The sequence below is a fragment of the Deltaproteobacteria bacterium genome, from assembly GCA_005879795.1.
GTDB lineage: Bacteria > Desulfobacterota > Binatia > DP-6 > DP-6 > DP-6.
On record VBKJ01000164.1, the window covers coordinates 1 to 16,184 of the forward strand.

At 72.4% G+C, this 16,184-nt stretch carries 20 protein-coding genes and 1 pseudogene; 3 read left to right on the top strand and 18 right to left on the bottom strand.

From position 1 onward, the window contains the following. From E6J59_14555 to E6J59_14580, 6 genes are all read right to left on the bottom strand, one after another. Positions 1-362 (bottom strand): hydantoinase B/oxoprolinase family protein (locus tag E6J59_14555; protein ID TMB18379.1); only part of this gene is annotated, 362 nt, incomplete at its 3' end. An 88-nt stretch (positions 363-450) separates the two neighbouring features. Continuing rightward, the gene (locus E6J59_14560) at positions 451-861 is read right to left on the bottom strand and encodes a Zn-ribbon domain-containing OB-fold protein (protein ID TMB18380.1); all 411 of its coding nucleotides are present in this window, start codon (positions 859-861) and stop codon (positions 451-453) included. Then, positions 861-2,348: an alpha/beta fold hydrolase gene (locus tag E6J59_14565; protein TMB18425.1), complete on the bottom strand. Its 1,488-nt coding sequence runs from the start codon at positions 2,346-2,348 to the stop codon at positions 861-863. The genes E6J59_14560 and E6J59_14565 overlap by 1 nt, the downstream gene beginning before the upstream one ends. Before the next feature lie 521 nt (positions 2,349-2,869). Next, positions 2,870-3,298, bottom strand: coding sequence for a dehydratase (locus tag E6J59_14570; protein TMB18381.1), 429 nt, complete (start codon positions 3,296-3,298; stop codon positions 2,870-2,872). Continuing rightward, positions 3,295-3,747 (bottom strand): MaoC family dehydratase, encoded by a 453-nt coding sequence (locus E6J59_14575; protein TMB18382.1) that lies wholly within the window; start codon positions 3,745-3,747, stop codon positions 3,295-3,297. The genes E6J59_14570 and E6J59_14575 overlap by 4 nt, the downstream gene beginning before the upstream one ends. 140 nt (positions 3,748-3,887) lie before the next feature. After that, positions 3,888-4,649: a hypothetical protein gene (locus tag E6J59_14580; GenBank protein ID TMB18383.1), complete on the bottom strand. Its 762-nt coding sequence runs from the start codon at positions 4,647-4,649 to the stop codon at positions 3,888-3,890. Positions 4,650-4,760: 111 nt separating this feature from the next. Here E6J59_14580 and E6J59_14585 point away from each other — a divergent pair, with 111 nt between their 5' ends. Both E6J59_14585 and E6J59_14590 read left to right on the top strand, forming a co-directional pair. Further along, positions 4,761-5,012, top strand: coding sequence for a hypothetical protein (locus E6J59_14585; GenBank protein TMB18384.1), 252 nt, complete (start codon positions 4,761-4,763; stop codon positions 5,010-5,012). Positions 5,013-5,015: 3 nt separating this feature from the next. Continuing rightward, a complete protein-coding gene (locus E6J59_14590) occupies positions 5,016-5,801 on the top strand; it encodes an SDR family oxidoreductase (GenBank protein ID TMB18385.1) in 786 nt (261 codons plus the stop codon). Positions 5,802-6,084: 283 nt separating this feature from the next. Here E6J59_14590 and E6J59_14595 read toward each other — a convergent pair whose 3' ends face one another. Further along, on the bottom strand, positions 6,085-7,248 hold the full coding sequence (locus tag E6J59_14595) for a hypothetical protein (GenBank protein ID TMB18386.1): 1,164 nt from the start codon (positions 7,246-7,248) through the stop codon (positions 6,085-6,087). A gap of 147 nt (positions 7,249-7,395) precedes the next feature. On the opposite strand from E6J59_14595, the gene E6J59_14600 reads away from it, so the two are divergent. Further along, the gene (locus E6J59_14600) at positions 7,396-7,734 is read left to right on the top strand and encodes a DUF971 domain-containing protein (protein TMB18387.1); all 339 of its coding nucleotides are present in this window, start codon (positions 7,396-7,398) and stop codon (positions 7,732-7,734) included. A 34-nt stretch (positions 7,735-7,768) separates the two neighbouring features. Here the strand turns inward: E6J59_14600 and E6J59_14605 are convergent, their stop codons facing one another. From E6J59_14605 to E6J59_14655, 11 genes and pseudogenes are all read right to left on the bottom strand, one after another. Continuing rightward, positions 7,769-8,281: a DUF4340 domain-containing protein gene (locus E6J59_14605; protein TMB18388.1), complete on the bottom strand. Its 513-nt coding sequence runs from the start codon at positions 8,279-8,281 to the stop codon at positions 7,769-7,771. Between the two features lie 4 nt (positions 8,282-8,285). After that, on the bottom strand, positions 8,286-9,668 hold the full coding sequence (locus E6J59_14610; GenBank protein TMB18389.1) for a hypothetical protein: 1,383 nt from the start codon (positions 9,666-9,668) through the stop codon (positions 8,286-8,288). Beyond that, positions 9,668-10,408, bottom strand: a complete 741-nt coding sequence (locus tag E6J59_14615) for a hypothetical protein (GenBank protein TMB18390.1) — start codon at positions 10,406-10,408, stop codon at positions 9,668-9,670. Before E6J59_14615 ends, E6J59_14610 begins: the two co-directional genes overlap by 1 nt. Then, positions 10,405-11,337 (bottom strand): ABC transporter ATP-binding protein, encoded by a 933-nt coding sequence (locus E6J59_14620; protein ID TMB18426.1) that lies wholly within the window; start codon positions 11,335-11,337, stop codon positions 10,405-10,407. Before E6J59_14620 ends, E6J59_14615 begins: the two co-directional genes overlap by 4 nt. Before the next feature lie 28 nt (positions 11,338-11,365). Then, the gene (locus E6J59_14625) at positions 11,366-12,007 is read right to left on the bottom strand and encodes an HAD family phosphatase (GenBank protein ID TMB18391.1); all 642 of its coding nucleotides are present in this window, start codon (positions 12,005-12,007) and stop codon (positions 11,366-11,368) included. Further along, positions 12,008-12,652 carry a hypothetical protein gene (locus E6J59_14630; GenBank protein ID TMB18392.1) on the bottom strand — a complete coding sequence of 215 codons (645 nt, stop codon included), beginning with the start codon at positions 12,650-12,652 and terminating at the stop codon, positions 12,008-12,010. Between the two features lie 49 nt (positions 12,653-12,701). After that, positions 12,702-13,451 (bottom strand): annotated as a pseudogene (locus E6J59_14635) (hypothetical protein). A 6-nt stretch (positions 13,452-13,457) separates the two neighbouring features. Then, positions 13,458-14,459, bottom strand: a complete 1,002-nt coding sequence (locus E6J59_14640) for a 3-phosphoglycerate dehydrogenase (GenBank protein TMB18393.1) — start codon at positions 14,457-14,459, stop codon at positions 13,458-13,460. Positions 14,460-14,467: 8 nt separating this feature from the next. Then, positions 14,468-15,106, bottom strand: coding sequence for a TetR/AcrR family transcriptional regulator (locus E6J59_14645; GenBank protein TMB18394.1), 639 nt, complete (start codon positions 15,104-15,106; stop codon positions 14,468-14,470). A 74-nt stretch (positions 15,107-15,180) separates the two neighbouring features. Beyond that, positions 15,181-15,831 (bottom strand): response regulator transcription factor, encoded by a 651-nt coding sequence (locus tag E6J59_14650; GenBank protein TMB18395.1) that lies wholly within the window; start codon positions 15,829-15,831, stop codon positions 15,181-15,183. A 73-nt stretch (positions 15,832-15,904) separates the two neighbouring features. After that, positions 15,905-16,135: a hypothetical protein gene (locus E6J59_14655; GenBank protein TMB18396.1), complete on the bottom strand. Its 231-nt coding sequence runs from the start codon at positions 16,133-16,135 to the stop codon at positions 15,905-15,907. Positions 16,136-16,184 lie beyond the last annotated feature (49 nt).

Genomic DNA, 16,184 nt, shown 5'->3' on the forward strand with positions numbered 1-16,184 from the left:
ACCAGCACGTCGCCCTCGAAGAGCCCGCCGTCGCCGAAGAACTCGACCGCGAAGCGCACCGGCAGCGTCGAGGACAGCATGAACTGCGGGATGCCGACGCTGAGTGCGGCGAGCTGCCCGGTGCCGTCGAGGATGGTCGCGTTGCGCTCGTTCGACTGGTTGAGAATGGGCGTGGTGGCCGTGAGGCTCACGTGCGTCGCCATCTCGTAGCAGATGGTCTCGAAGGCACCGAGGATGATCTCGGTGGTGATGGGGTCGGCGGCGGTGGCGCGCCCGGCGCGGGCGGGGCGCGGCCGCGGCGCGGGCTTGCCCGCGCGCGGGCGGAGGGCGCGCAGGGTCTTCGGGCGAGAGGCGAGGGGCATGGGGTGTGGCTACATCGAAGCGCAGGGAGTGACAAGGGCGGGGCGGCCGGTGGCGGTCGCAGAACGCGTGGCGGCGTCCCGCAGCTCGCTACCGCAGCGGCCGGAACCGCGGCAGCGTCACCTCGTCGTTCACCTTGTCGAACACCACCTCGACCGGCATTCCGACACGGAGAGCTTCGTTCGTGCACCCGACCACGTTCGAGTGCAGGCGGATGCCCTCCTCCAGCTCGACGATGACGACGTTGTAAGGCACGTCCTCGAAGAAGGCGGGGTGCTGCGGGCGGTGGACGACGATGAACGAGTAGATCGTCCCGCGACCCGAGAGCCGGACCCACGTCCCGCCCTCGGCGAGGCAGCGGGGGCAGAGGACGCTAGGCGGCCAGCGGAGGTGCCCGCACGCGGCGCAGCGCTGCGCCCGCAGCTCGCCCGCGCGGCAGCCCTCCCAGTAGGGGGCGCCGTCCTCGGTCACCGCCGGCAGCGGCTTCTCGATGACGAACATCAGCCGGCCCCGGTCGCCCGCCGCGCCCGCGCCAGCGGCGCCCCCTCGACCGCGCGGAGGAAGTCGGCCACGGCGCGGTTGAACGCGTGCGGCTGCTCGAGCATGGGGAGATGCCCGCAGCGCTCGAGCACGGCGAGGCGCGCGTGCGGCAGCTCGCGCAGGATGCGGCGGCTGCCGGAAGGCCCGACCAGCCGGTCGTTGTGGCCCCAGACGACGAGCGTCGGCTGGGTGAGCTGGCCGAGCGGCTGGCGGCCGGCGGCGATCGAGCCGACCAGCGAGCGGGTGATGGCGCGCGCGAAGCCCGGGTAGTCGTCGGCGACCAGGCGCTCCATCAGGATGCGGCGCCGCGCACGGCAGGCGGGGAGCGACGGATCGTGGACGGACCGCTCGAGCGCCCACGGGAGCGCGAGGCGCAGCACGGCGGGGTGCGCCGCCGCCCCGATCGCCCAGCGCATCGCCTGCACGCCCGCGCCGAATCGGCCCGCGGGCGCCGCGAGCACGAGGGCACGCGTCCAGGCGGGGTAGGCGAGCCCCAGCTCGACCGCGATCTGTCCCCCGAGCGAGTTCCCGATCACGACCGCCTCGTCGATGCCGAGCGCACGCCCGAGGCTCCGGATCACGCCGGCGTAGAAGTCGATGGTGTACGGCGCGTCGGGCTTGGCCGAGCGGCCGTGCCCGGGGAGGTCGGGCGCAACCACGCGCCAGCGGTCGGCGAACGCGGGGATGGTGTACTCCCAGTTCGCGTGCGTGGCGCTGAGGCCGTGGAGGAGCACGAGCCCGGGCCCCTGCCCCGCCTCCGCCACGTGCAGGCGAATGCCGTCGACGGTGATGTCGCGCGCCGTCATCCGCTCAGCACCGCCACCGTGTAGGCGACCGTGGGCGGCGGCTCGTGCGGCGCGCCGCCGTACCCCGTCACCATGGAGAGCTCGACCTCCGGCACCTGGCAGTGCGACGTGCCGCGGATCTGGCGCACCGCCTCGGCGACGTGACCGAAGCCGGAGAGGTGGCCCTCGGAGAGGAGCCCGCCCGCCGTATTGGCCGGGAGCCGCCCGCCCAGGTCGAGCTCGCCCGCCTCGACGAAGGCGCCCACGTCCTCCCAGGTGGCAAACCCGTAGGCCACCAGCTCGTGCACGACGAGCGGCGTGAAGCCGTCGTAGAGCTGCACCACGTCGATGTCGCCTGCCGTGCAGCCCGCCATCCGGTACGCGGCCTCGGCCGCCTCGCGGCCGCCGTCGCGCCCATCGTCCCAGGGGCGGATGATCTCGGAGGAGTGCACCTGCCCCAGGCCCGCGACCAGGGCCGGCTTCCGCCGCAGGTCCCGCGCCCGCTCGACGCTCGTCACGATCACCGCCCCGCCCCCGTCGGTGACGAGGCAGCAGTCGAGGAGCCGGAGCGGGTCGTTGATGAGCCGCGAGCTCTGGTGGTCCTCGAGCGTGATCGGCTCGCGTTTCTGCGAGAGCGGGTTCGAGGATGCGTGCCGCCGCCATGTCACCGCGATGTGCCCGTAGTGTCGGCTCGTGATCCCGTGCTCGTGCATCTGGCGGCGGGCCACGTGGCCCATGAAGGTGATCGCCCCCACGTCGCCGTACGGGATCGCCCAGGGCGAGCCGAAGAGGGTCGGGATGACGCCCTGCGGGTTGTTCTGGCAGGCGAAGGCGCAGAGCACGGTGGAGCAGAAGCCCGCCTCGATCGCCATGACGGCGGTCTGGATCATGCCGATCGCGGTGGCGCCGCCCATGTCCATGGTCGAGCAGAACGACGGCGTGATGCCGAGGAAGGCCGCCACGCGCGAGGCCCAGCCGTGCTGCTCGCCCATCACCGCCGGCATGAGGGCGAGGACGCCGTCGATCGCGTCGCGCCCGATCCCGCAGTCCTCGATCGCGCGCCGCGCCGCCTCGAGCGTGAAGCCCATCGTGCTCGTGCCGGGGAGCTTGCCGAAGCGCGAGAGGCCGATGCCGGCGATGGCGTGGCGGCCGCGGAGGCGGGTGGGGTCGCCCATCACGGCCTCCTAAGCCTGCCGGAGCGCGAGCGTCGCGCTGCCGACCAGCTTCCGCTCCCCCGCCTGGTTCTCGGTCCAGATCTCGCACTCGACGAGGCGCTCGGCGCCCTGGTCCGCGACGCGCGTCACGCGCCCGCGGCAGGTGATCACGTCGCCCGGCCAGGTGAGCTTGGCGAAGCGCGTCTTGAACCTGCGGACCGCGCCCACGCCGGCCGCCTGCACCAGGAGCTCGCCCAGGTAGCCCATCGAGAGCATCCCGTGCGCGAAGACGCCGGGGTAACCGGCGGTGCGCGCGAACTCGTCGTCGGTGTGCATGGGGTTCGGATCGCCCGAGGCCGCGGCATACGCCTTCAGGTCCTCGCGCGTGATCGGGCCCTTCACGAGGGGCGGCAGCTCCTGCCCCACGGCGACGGTCTTGGGATCGAGGGCGGGAATCACGTCCTCCGCGAGATGAGCGTGTTGCGCGAGAAGAAGACCGGCTGGCCGGCCTCGTCCACCGCCTCGGTCTCGAGCACCGCGAAGTCGAGGACGCCGTTCGAGCCCTGCTTCTCGTAGACGTCGGCGATGCGGCCGGTGAGCGTGAGGGTCTCGCCGGCCTTCACGGGACGCGCGTACTCGAACTCCTGCTCGCCGTGGACGAGGGTCATGAAGTCGAGCCCGAGCTCCAGGAACACGTCCGCGCCGCCCGCCAGCGCCTGCGTCATGAAGGCGATCGGGTAGGTGGGTGGGGCGACGATCGTCCCGAACGGACCGCGGCGAGCCGCCTCGGGGTCGACATAGAGCGGGTTCGCGTCGCCCAGGGCGCGCGCGAACGCGGCCACGTGCTCGGCCTGCACGGTCGCACTTCCGGTCGAGAGCACGCGCCCGATCATCGCCTTCGACGGCATCGTCCCGACGCCACTCAATCAAGTGATTTGAGCGTTCGTCCGACCGTAATGGCCGGGAGGCGACGGGCCTGTCAAGCGCGCGCTTCGGAAACATCCGGCAGACGCGGGGCTCGACGACCCGGCCGGCGGGCCGCGGCCGCTCAATCCACCCAGCGATTCATGGTGCACACGCGCGCCTCGGCCACCAGGAGGTAGTTGCGGATCGCCTCGCGGCAGCGGTCCTGGACGGCGCGTGGGGTGGCGACCAGACGGAAGATCCGGCCCGCCTTGTCGCCGTGGTCGGGCTCGGCGTAGGCGTGCACCTCGAAGTTCCTGACCGGCAGGCCGTAGTGCCGCTGGAGCCCCTCGTAGAGGGTCCTCGCGTAGCCGCTCCCTGCCGCCACCCGCTCGCCGGCGTAGCCGAAGACCGCGAGCCCCTCCTCGTAGGAGCGGCGGACGTAGTAGAGCATGGTGAAGGTCATCGCGATCGTCTCGGGAAGCGGTCGGTAGGCGCGGATGTCGTCGTCGCTGAGCCCGAGCTGATGGCAGAAGGCGACCTTCATCTGCACGTGGTTCGGGTCGCGGAGATAGCCGGCCTCGTCGGCCAGGTTCTGCGCCCAGTGGTGGTAGTGCTGCGAGGCGTCCATGGTGAACGCGTAGGCGTCCGGGGCGTTCGCCACCAGGAGAGCGAACTCGGGCGTCATCCACCTGCCGAGGTAGTAGAACTCGAGGGCGACGCGCTGCACCACCTCGCGCGAGGCGGCGCCTCTGCCGATGGCCGGAATGACCTTGTCCTGTCCGAAGTAGTCGTGGGCGGCGATGAGCCGGTCGAGCTCGGCCAGGTACTCGTCGACGGGCAGCGGCGGCGCGGCGGCCCCCTCGTGGACCACGTTCTCGAAGGTGCCGCGCCTGGTCTCGGACATGGATGACCCGCTCCCCGGGCTCGACCCTAGCGCAGGGCTCCCCGGCCCGGCAAGGCGGGCCTCCCCCTTGTGGCGCTCCCCGAGCAGGAGCTAGCATACGGTTATCTTCTGTTGAGGAGGGTTGCGGTGATGGAGTTCCACTGCTCGACACACCAGCCTCCGAAGCCCCTCGACCCGGCCGTTGACCCCGCGTACCACGACGGCCTCCCGCCGCGGCCGCGGCATGCGAACCACGCCGGCGAGGTCACCGTCGACTGGCCCGTGCGGCGCCTCCCCGCGGCGCTGCAGCGGCAGCACACGATCTCGATCGAGGTGCTGGAGGACGAGCTCGAGCGCGAGGCGGAGCGCGAGGAAGCAACCTAGCCCGTGCGCCTGCGCGACCGCGTCGCGATCATCACGGGGGCCGCGCAGGGCATCGGCAAGGCCTACGCGCTGCGCTTCGCGCGCGAGGGCGCACACGTCGTGGCCGCGGACCTCCGCGACGACCAGGCGCGCGCCGTGGCCACCGAGTGCGCGGCGCTCGGCCCCGAGGCGCTGGGCGCGCGCGTCGACATCGCCGACGAGGCCAGCACGCGGGCGCTCGCCGAGGCGACCGTCGCGCGCTTCGGGCGCGTCGACGTGCTGGTCAACAACGCGGCCATCTACTACGACCTCGACCGCACCGAGAACACGCTCGCCTACTTCAACCGCGTGCTCTCCGTGAACCTGACCGGCGCCTGGCTCATGAGCCGCGCCGTCGAGCGCTTCATGAAGCGGCAGCGAAAGGGGAAGATCATCCACCAGTCGTCGACCGCCGCCTATCTCGGCAACGTGGGGATGGTCGACACCGAGGATCCCGAGAAACCCATGCCGCCCTTCCACTACAGCATCGCCAAGATCGGCATCGCGGGCCTCACCAAGTACATGGCCGGCGCCCTCGGCCCGTGGGGCATCAACGTGAACGCGATCGCCCCGGGCGTCACCATGACCGAGGCGACCAGGAAGATCGTGCCGGAGGAGATCGCGAGCGCGCTCGTCATGTTCAGCGCGCTGCGCCGGGCGCTCCAGCCCGAGGACCTGACCGGGACGGCGGTTTTCCTCGCCTCCGCCGACTCCGACCTGATGACGGGTCAGGTGCTGGTGGTCGACGGCGGCATGATCATGCTCGGCTGAGCCGACCCGAGACCTTGTCTCGGGTCAGGGACGGACCGAGAGTGCCGCCCGGTGGAGAAGGCCAACGGCGTGCCGCGGCCGGCGAAGCCGGCGCGGCAGACGTTCCGGAGCGTGAGCGCGCGCCTGGAACGACGTCTCCGCAGCAGACGCCGATTGCCCCAGGCCCTCCGGTCCGGCACGTTTTGCCGCGCCGGCTTCGCCGGCCGCGGCACGGCGCTCGCGCCATGCGCCGAACGCGTCACGCTCGCTTCCGATTCCGACCCGAGACAAGGTCTCGGGTCGCTCAGGGGAACCAGCGGTCGAGCGTCCCCGTCGCCACCATCCGGACGTCGTCCTCGTCGAGCCCGCCGCTCGCCTTGCGGAAGCCGTTCAGGAGGTCCGGCGTCCCGTCGTAGTGCGGCCAGTCGGAGGCGAGCGCGACGTGGTCGGCGGGCAGGAACTCGAGGGCGATCTTCAGGTCGGTCGCCTCGCACGCCTCGACCGTCACCAGCATCTGGCGCTCGAAGATCTCCATCGGCGGCGTCTTCCACTCGGGCGCCTTCAAGCTCCCGAAGGCCTCGCGGTGCTCCTCGAAGCGCTCGAACATCGACGGGAGCCAGCCGACGCCGGCCTCGAGGATCATGGTGGGCATGCTCGGGAAGCGGTCGAACACCCCGCCCGCCATCATGTCGTAGAGCGTGTGCATCATGTCCATCGGGAAGCCGAGGCAGGAAGCGGCCATGATGTCGGGGAGCCGATAGCCTTTCGACGTCCCGTCCTGGTCCCACATGGGGAGCGGATGGAGGCCGAGCTTCAGCCCCGTGTCGACGATCGCCTGCCAGAGCGGGTCGAAGGAGCGATCCGAGTACCTCTTCCCGTACACCGGGTTGGTGCGGATGAAGACGGCGGGGAAGCCGCGTTCGGCGACGCGGTGCACCTCGGCGACCGCGGCGTCCACGTCGACCGTGGGCAGGGTCGCGACCGGGACGAGGCGCCCGCCCGAGCCGGCGCAGTAGTCGTCCAGGATCCAGTCGTTGTAGACGGCGCACACCGCCGGGGCGAGGTGCGGGAGGATCGTGCCGCCGGCCAGCATGAAGGTCGGATAGAGGACGGCGCGCGACACGCCATGCGTGGTATTGAAGGCGAGCCGCTCGCGCCCGTCCATCGCCCAGCGCGGCGCATCGAGGATGGTGTGCTTCTCGCCCTCGGCGCCAGTGAACACGCGCTCGAGTGGCATCCCCATGGCGCACGAGAGCCCCATGTTGTCGAGCATGTCCTTCGGCTTCATGCCGCCGTGCATGACGGGGAGGTCGTCGATCTCGATACCGTAGATGCGCGAGCGAAAGACCCCCTCCGCGTCGCGATAGAAGCGCGGCGCGAGCGGACGGAGATCCTCCGGCAGGCGCTCCACCCAGAGGTCGCCGGGCTCGATGATGTGCCCGTCGGCGTCGGCGAGGTGCTCGATCATTGTGCTGGCCCTCCCGCTTCCCGGCGTTACCCGCGCGCGGCCCGCTTGTCAATCGTACGCCCTAATCACTTGATCTACACACGCCCTAAATCACTTGATCCACACCTCGGGCTTGTCGCAGCCGCCCGGCTTCTCTAGCGTGGCGGCATGCCGGGCCCGCGCTCGCCGGACGCCACCCACATCGAGAAGCTCACCGAGGTCGGTCGCTACGCGCTGGGTGTCGTGTGGGCAGACCGGCACGACAGCATCCTGCCCTTCCGGAGCCTGCGCCGCGCCTGCCCGTGCGAGACCTGCACGGCGGCGCCGCAGGCGGATCTGCCGCCCGAGGCGGAGCGTCTCGCGCGCGTCGAGGTGCTCGGCGACCGAAGCCTCTTCCTCGGCTGGGCCGACGGGCACGAGAGCGTGCTCCTGCTCGAGGAGGTGCGTGCGCTCTGCCGTTGCGCGCGCTGCGCCGGCGAGCCCGAGTACCCGATCTCGGGTCGCTAGGAGGCCGTCCGGGTAATCCCGGACGGACTCCTAGCTAGCGCGGCCCGTCGCGGTTGAAGAAGATGCGCTCCAGGTCGGTCAGGAACCCCGTGCCGACCTCGAGGACGCGGGGATCGCCCAAGCGGCGCGCGTAGAGGGCGCTGGCCCCCGCGTTCATGTCGCCGATCACCAGCCGGCGCGCGCCGCGCGCGGTCGCCACCTCGACCGTGCCGCGCGGCCGCTCGAGGCCGAACGACGCCGCGTCGCGGCTGCGAAACGAGTCCACGGCGCGCAGCCCGACCACCGCCGTCAGGAGATCGTCGAGTGCCTCGGCTGTCCCCGCCGACGCGCGCCGGCCGTCGATCTCCCAGCCCTCGGCCCTCCGCCGGGCGCTGAAGCGCCGCCCCTCGAGCACCACGTCGATGCCGCGCACCGCGTGCCTCCCGACGCCGAAGACACGGTGCCCGCGCACCGCGAGCTGACCCCGCGGGCGCACCGGCGCGCGCACCAGCAGAACGAGCACGGTGCCCAGGGCGACGAGGGCCGCGAGGACCAGCGTGCGGCGCAGCCGCTCACCCCCCGCGCCGGCGGCGGCCCACCAGCGTCGCGCCCACGAGGAGGACGAGCGCCGGCTCGACGACCACGCCGGCCAGGAAGATGGCCCGCCCCTGCGCCTCGGTCAGCACGAGCGGCGAGAGCGGCCGCATCACCTCCGGGACCTTCTTCGTGCGCGTCCCGGTGAGCGCCTCCTCGCCCGCCGCCCACTCGACCGCGTTGAGCGCCAGGTCGCGGTTGCCGAGCAGGTCCAGGTACGCGTCGCTCGCGAAGTCCGAATCACCGACCACCACCAGACGCCCACGGCGATGGGCCGTCCCGTCGCCGGTACTTCCCACCTCGGCCATGACCACCACCGAGGCCGACCCGGGCGTGTCGTGGTGCGCCGGCGACGGCTCCTCGCCGCGCCGCGCGCGCCCCGGGTCGGCCATCGCCCACGCACTGCCCGCGGTGCGCGCGATGCTCTCGGCGTCCACCCCCGGCACCTCCGCGCCCACGTCGACGGTGCGCGCCGAGGGGAGCACGACGCCGCTCTCGATCGGATGGGCCGACGGGTCGGACACCGGGTTCCCCCGCTTGAAGAGCTCGACGACCGCCGCCAGCCCGTCGGTGCCGAGCACGCGCTTCTCGCGATCGACGACGAAGTCGTCGCCGAGCCGGATGCCCATGCTGGCGAGGAAGCGCGCGAGGTTCGGGAGCGGGGTCGGATCGAGGAGGAGGAGGACGCCACCCCCGCCCTTCAGGTAGCGGGCGACCTCGTCGAGCTCCGCGACGAGGAAGTCGTGCTTCGGCCCCGCCACCAACACGACGTCGGTCTCGGGCGGCAGGGGGCCGTCGAGCAGCGAGTGGCCCGCGGGGACGTAGTTTTCGGCCGCGAGCGCACCGGCCAGGCGGCCGTAGCTGTCCGCGTCGCCCCCCGGCGTCCGCTCGCCGTGCCCGGCAGTGAACACGATCCGGCGCGACCTCCCGCGCAGCGCGCGCAGGATGCCGCCCGCGAGCTCCTCCTCGGGCAGGACCGGCGCGACGGTCCGGCGGCCGGCATACTCGATCGCCGCGCGCCCGTACTGGGTGACGCCGAGGCCCCGCGCCCGCTCCGGGTAGCGGTCGAGGTCGTGCAGCTCGAACTCGACGCGCCGGTTCTGGGCGCGGACGCGCTCGAGGAGCTGGGCGTACTGCTCGCGCGTCCCGCGCTGGAAGAAGACCGTGATCCGGAGCGGCTCCCACACCTGGGCGAGGATCTTCTGCGTGACCGGCGAGAGCGAGAGCTCGCGGCCCGGCGTGAGATCGAAGCGGTGGCTCGTCCGCTCGGCCACGACCTGGAGCAGCCCGAGGCCGCCGAGCAGCAGGAGAACCTGGAGCACCAGCTGCGACCAGCTGCGCACCGCCCGCCCGAGCGCCATCAGCGGACTCCGCGCCAGCGGCGGGCGTCGAGCGCGAAGAACGTGAAGCAGAGGAACGCCACCGTGAAGAGGACGAGGTAGCTCACGTTGCCGGTGTCCACCGCCCCGAGCGCGAAAGTGTAGAAGCGGTCGAAGAGCGAGAAGGGCAGCAGGAGGTGCCGCGTCACCTCGCTCATCGCTGCCTCGTTCCAGGTGACCACCCAGAAGAAGAGCAGCACGCCGTAGGTCGCAGCCCCCGCGAGCAGCTGGCTCTCGGTCAGGGCCGAGATGAAGAGGCCACAGGCGACGAAGGCGGCCGCCAGCATCCAGAGGCCCAGGTACCCGGCTACGAGCGGCCCCGCCGCCACGGGGTAGAAGCGCGCGAGCATGAGGGGGTACGTGGCCGTCCCGGCCAGCATCAGCGTGACGACCGCGAGGCAGGCGATGAACTTCCCGGCGATGATCTCGACGTCCCGCACCGGGTATGTCCACAGGAGCTCGAGCGTGCCGAGCTTTCGCTCCTCGGCGAAGAGCCGCATGGTGAGGAGCGGCAGGAGGACGAGGAGCCGCTGCTGCGTGTCCAGGAACTGGTACTGCCAGAGCCCGCGCTGGAGCTGCATCCCGCCGAACACCACGAAGTAGCTCAAGTTGGTCGAGAAGTAGTACCCCGAAAGCACGAGGAACACGCTCGCGAGCGCATAGAAGAGGAAGGAGGTGAAGTAGAGCTGGAGCTCCTTGGCGGCGAGGGCGAGGACCGTCATGCCGGCGGCCGCTCTCCATCGCGCACCAGGTGGAGGAAGATCTCCTCCAGGTCGGGCGTCTCCGCGCGCAGCTCGCGGATCGCCCAGCCCCGGGCCGCCATCGCCTCGCCGGCGGCCCGCGCCGCGTCGCCCTGCGCGGCGGCCTCGAGCACGAAGGCGTCCGCTTCCCGCGCGACGCGCTCGACGCCGGGGATCGCCGCCAGCGCCGCCGCCACGGCCTCCGCCGGCCCCTCGACCCGGAGCACGACCCGCTGCCGGCGGCCGACGCGCTCGGCGAGCTCGCGCGGCGTGCCCTCCCCCACCAGCCGGCCGCGCGCGACCACGATCACGCGCTCGCAGAGCGCCGCCACCTCGGCGAGGATGTGGCTCGAGAAGAAGACGGTCCGCTGGCCGCCGAGGGCGCGGACCAGGTCCCGCACCTCCACCACCTGCTCCGGGTCGAGGCCGATGGTCGGCTCGTCGAGGATCAGGATGGGCGGGTTCCCGCACAGGGCCTGCGCCAGGCCGACGCGCTGGCGGTAGCCCTTGGAGAGCGTCCCCACGCGCCGGCGGGCGACGCCCTCCAGGCCGCACCAGGCGAGCACCTCGGCGACGGCGCGCGCGCGCTCCGCCCGCGGGATGCGCTTCATGCGCGCGACGAAGCGGAGGTACCCCTCGACGCGGAGATCCGGGTAGAAGGGCGCGTACTCCGGGAAGTAGCCGACCGCGCGCCGGCAGGCGAGCGGGTCGCGCGCGGGATCGCGGCCGGCGATGCGCACCTCGCCGCCGGTGGGCGGGAAGATGCCGGCCAGGATGCGCAGGGTGGTCGTCTTGCCGGCGCCGTTCGGCCCGAGGAAGCCGACGATCTCGCCCGCATCCACCCGGAACGAGATGCCGCGCACCGCCTCCACCGCGCCGAACGTCTTGGTCAGGTCGCGCACCTCGATCATCGCCTGGCCCATGCGGCTGCCGGACATATCAAATCCGGGCGAGCCGCTCCGCGGTCAGCTCGTCCAGGTGCGCGAGGCGGCAGGCGGCGCCCGTGAAGTCGTTGTCGAAGGTCAGATCGCTCGGCGCGGCGACGGCGCGCGCCCCGGCGGCGAGCGCGGCGCGGAGCCCGCGCTCGGTGTCCTCCACCACCGCGCACTCGCCCGGCACGAGCCCGAGGGCGGCCGCGGCGGCCAGGTAGGCGTCGGGTGCCGGCTTGGGACGGACGTAGTCTTCGCGCGCGATGGTCGCCTGGAAGAGCGGCGCCACGCCGAGGCGCTCGAGGACGAAGGTCACCTCGGCGCGCGCGCTGTTGGTCGCGAGCCCCAGCCGGTGCGTGCGGCGGAGGCGGCGGAGCGCGTCGACCGCGCCCGGGCAGGGGGCGACTCCCTCGCGCAGGAGGGCCAGGTAGGCGGGCGCCTTGCGCGCCCGGAGCTCGTCGGGGCCGATCGGCAGCGCGTAGGTCCGGCACGCGTACTCGGGGCCGCAGCCGCGCGCGATCCAGTGCCGCCGGTACTCCTCGAGCCCGACGTCGACGCCGAGCTCGCCGAGCACGCGCCGGTACGCCTGCCACTGCAGGCGTTCGGTGTCGGCGATCACGCCGTCCAGGTCGAAGATGACGCCGCGCACCACCTACAGCGTCCAGGTCTGGAGCAGGTCGTACACGCTGCGCCACTTCCGGTAGCGCTCGTCGCACGCGGCCGCGCGCCCGGCCTCGGGGTCGACCCGGCGGGCGCGGCTCATCGCCGCCACCGCCTCCGCGACGCTGGCGTAAACGCCCCCGCCCACGGCAGCGAGGATCGCGCAGCCGAGGCTCGCGCTCTCCGGCACCTCGGCGACGGACACCGGCACGCCGAGCGTGTCGGCGACCAGCCGAACGAGCGTCGGGCTCTGGGTCATGCCGCCGCTCAGCGCGAGGGCCGGGACCGGGCAGCCGGCCACCGCCGCGATCTGCTCGCAGTTGCCCCGGATGGCGAACGCGATGCTCTCCAGATAGGCATGCAGGACCTCGCCGCGCGCCGGCCGGTCGACGTGCAGGAGCGGGAAGCGGAAGAGCATGCCGGCCGGCTTGAAGGGGCTCATGTCCGCCAGGCTGAAGACGACCGGGCCCAGGTGGCAGAAGATCTGGCGCTCGCCGGACGAGGTCTCCGCGATCGCCGCCTCGGCGGCGGCGTGGGCGGGGGCGTCGGCGGCGCCGTAGACGAACTCCAGGAGCCAGCGGTACGCGCCCCCCGTGTCGCCCGCGTTGCTCTCGAGCACCCACCGGTCCGGCACCACGTGACAGCTCGTCCAGAGCTTCCGTCTCCCCCGGCTCGTGCACGCCCGAGCCGAGGAGCGCGCTCTCGGTGTCGGCGCCGCCGACGAACACGGGCGTGCCCTCGGGGAGCCCGGTCGCGGCCGCGGCCGCCGCGGTCACGCCGCCGGCGCGCGCGCCCGGGGCGACGAGCGGCGGCAGGATGTGCGGGGGGATGTCGAGCGCGCCCAGGATCTCCTCCGACCAGACCCGCCGCGACACGTCGTAGAGCATCGACTCGCCCGCGTTCGAGTGCTCGGCGACGCGCGCGCCGGAGAGGAGATGGGTGATCCAGTCGTTCAGCATGAGGAGGGTCGCCACCCGGCGCGCGTCGCGGTGTTTGCGGAACCAGAGGTAGCGCGCCAAGGGGAAGATGTAGGGCGGGGCATGGCCGGTGAGCGCGTGGAGGCGATCGGCCGGAATGCGCTCCAGCAGCTCGATGCCCTCGGCAGCCGCGCGCGCATCGAGGTTCGGCCCCGCGTAGAGGACTTCGCCGGCGCGGTCGACGAACACGCAGCCCTCCCGCTGGCTGGTGGCGGCGACGCCGAGGATGCGCGCGCCGGCGGGGAGGCGCGCGACCACCGCGCGCGCGGAGCGGGCGAGCGCGCCCCAGAACGCCCCGGGGTCGAGGTCGAAGCCCCGCAGGAACGGAAGGCTCGGGTCGTCGAAGATGGTGTAGCGGAACGGCTCCTGGGCGCTCGCCACCGGACGGCCGGCGAGGTCGAAGGCGAGCGAGCGCCCCGACCCGGTGCCGGCGTCCAGCGTGACCAGGTAGTCGGCCACCCGCCCTCAGGTCCCGCGCTCGAGCACGGCCGGGTTCGCAATCCAGCGCGGGCGCTCGCCGCGCAGGTGCCGTTCGATCGCGTCCACGACGATCTCGCTCTGGTGGCGGGTCACGTCGACGGTCGCGCCGCCGATGTGCGGCGTGACGATCACGTTGGGGAGCCCGAGGAAGCGGTTGTCGGGCTGAAGCGGCTCCTCGGCCAGCACGTCGAGCGCCGCGCCGGCGAGCCGGCCGTCCCGCAGCATCGCGTAGAGCGCGTCCTCGTCCGTGAGCGCGGCGCGCGCCGTGTTGACGAAGTACGCGGTGGGCTTCATGAGGGCGAGGCGCTCGCGCGAGACGAGGTTGCGGCTCTCGGGCGTGACCGGCGCGTGCAGGGAGACGAAGTCGGAGCGGCGGAGGAGGTCGTCGAGCGGGCACAGCTCGACCCCCGGCGGCGGGTCCGCGACGTACGGGTCGTAGGCCAGGACCCGCGCCTTGAAAGGGAGGAGGCGCGCCGCCACCTCGCGCCCCACGGCGCCCAGCGCCACCAGGCCGACCGTACGCCCCCCCAGCTCGACGCCGGTGAAGCGGTTGTAGAGGGCGAGGAAGTCGCCCGCGCCCGTGATCCGCACCCCACCCGCGCGGAAGGCGTCGTGCACCGGTCCCAGGTGGCGGGCGAGCATCAGGAGGAACGCGAGCGTCAGGTCGGCGACCGCATCGGCGTTGCGTCCCGGGGCGTGGAAGACGGGGATGCCCTTCCGCGTCGCCAGCTCGAGGTCGATGTTGACCGGGTCGCCGCGGCAGCAGCCGATCATCTTGAGCGGTACCGCCTCCAGGACCTCGGCGTGCACCAGGTCCGCCTCCACGATGAGCACGTCGGCGCCGACCTCGCGGATGCGCCGGGCGAACTCGGCGCCGTCGAAGTAGATCGACCGGCGCTCCTTCCAGTCCTCGTGCACCACCTCCATGTGGCGCGCGAGGCGCGCCTTGGCAGCGTCGTCGAAGCTCGCCGTGACGAGGGCCCGCATGGCGCGCGTCAGGCGGCGAGCAGGCGGTGGACGAGCTGGGTCACGTGGCGCCGCACCTGCTCGCGCAGCTGCCCGCTCCGCACACTACCGCCGAGGAGGCTCTGGTAGGAGCGGCTGTCGAGCAGGTAGACGAGCAGCACCGAGTGCATCGAGAGCATGAACAGCCGCAACTCGTCGTCGTCGAGCGTGCGCCGCCTGAGCCGCCCGACCAAGGTCGAGAAGACGCTCCACGCCGGGGCCAGGATGTCGCGCTCGATGCCGAGCTCGATCTCCTCGTTCTCCACGATGCGGCGCATGAGGAGCTTCGGCACGTTCGGGTTGTCGGCGAAGAAGTCGAAGAGCTCCCGCATGGTCGCATCGATGGCGGACTCGCGCGCGTCCTGGCGCGCGAGGAGCGGCGCGAGCGTGTCGCGCAGCAGGTCGACGATCCGGTCGTAGATGTTGCGGAAAACCGTGAAGTAGAGCGTCTCCTTCGACTCCCAGTGGTAGTGCAGGCTCGAGATGTTGACGCCGGCGCGCGCGGCGATCTCCCGCGTCGACGCCCCCTGAAAGCCCTTGACCGCGAAGACCTCCTCGGCGGCGGCGAGAATGCGCGCCTTCGTGGATCCCGGCGCCTCTCGCGCCTTGTCGAGCGCCGACTTGGCCACGTGCGTCGCGGGCGATTGGAGCGACTGACCAGGCCGGGGCCTAGCCCGGCCCGGCGGCCGCTGTCAACCGGTGGCTAGTGGACGATCTTCTTCCGCACCGCGAAGCGCACGATCTCGGCCGTGTTGTGGAGGTCGAGCTTCTCCATGATGTGCTTGCGGTGGGTCTCCACCGTGTTGATGCTCACGGTGAGGACGGTCGCGATCTCCTTGTTGGTCTTCCCCTCGGCGATGAGCTGCAGCACCTCGCGCTCGCGGTCGGTCAAGAGCGCGAGGTTGTCCTCGACGTCCTGCCCGCCCGCGTCGCCGAGGTAGCCCTCGAGCAGCACCTTCGAGACCGCCGGGCTGAAGAACGAGCCGCCGCGGCCGATCGCCTTCACGGCCTTCAGGAGATCCAGGTCTTCCGAGTCCTTGAGCAGGTAGCCGCGTGCGCCGGCCTTGAGGCTCTGCCGCACGCACACGTCGTCGGAGTGCATGGTCAGGATGAGCACCCGGGCGCCCTCGTTGCGCTTCATGATCTGGCGCGTCGCCTCGATGCCGTTCAGCTCGGGCAGCGCGATGTCCATCACCACGATGTTCGGGTGCATGCGCTGCGCCATCTCGACGGCACTGCGCCCGTCGCCGGTCTCGCCCACGATCTCGATCTCGTCGTCGGTCTCGAGGATGCGGCGCAGGCCTTGGCGCACCACCGTGTGGTCATCGACGAGCAGCACGCGGATCTTGGCCATTTCTCAGCTCCTGTCTCGGGGCCTGCCTGCCGCTCTTCTCGGACCACACATGCCCGGTTCCCCGGAGCTGATCTCACCCCAACTGGGTAGGGGTGCGCAAGAGGGCAGCCTCGAGCTCGGCGATCCGCTGCGTCTGCCGCGCAAGTGCTATGTCGCGTTCGGCGAGGAGCCTGGCGAGGGCGTCGGCCCGCGCCTGGTGGTACCGGAGCGCGGTGATCTCGCGCATCACGGCCGCCAGCCGCCGGTCCGCCGCCCGACGGGCCGCCGCCAGCTCCCGGGCGTGCCGTCGGCGCAGCGTCTCCACCTGGGCCGTCAGGCGAGCAAGGCGGGTCTGGAGGGCCCGTAGCGCTGGG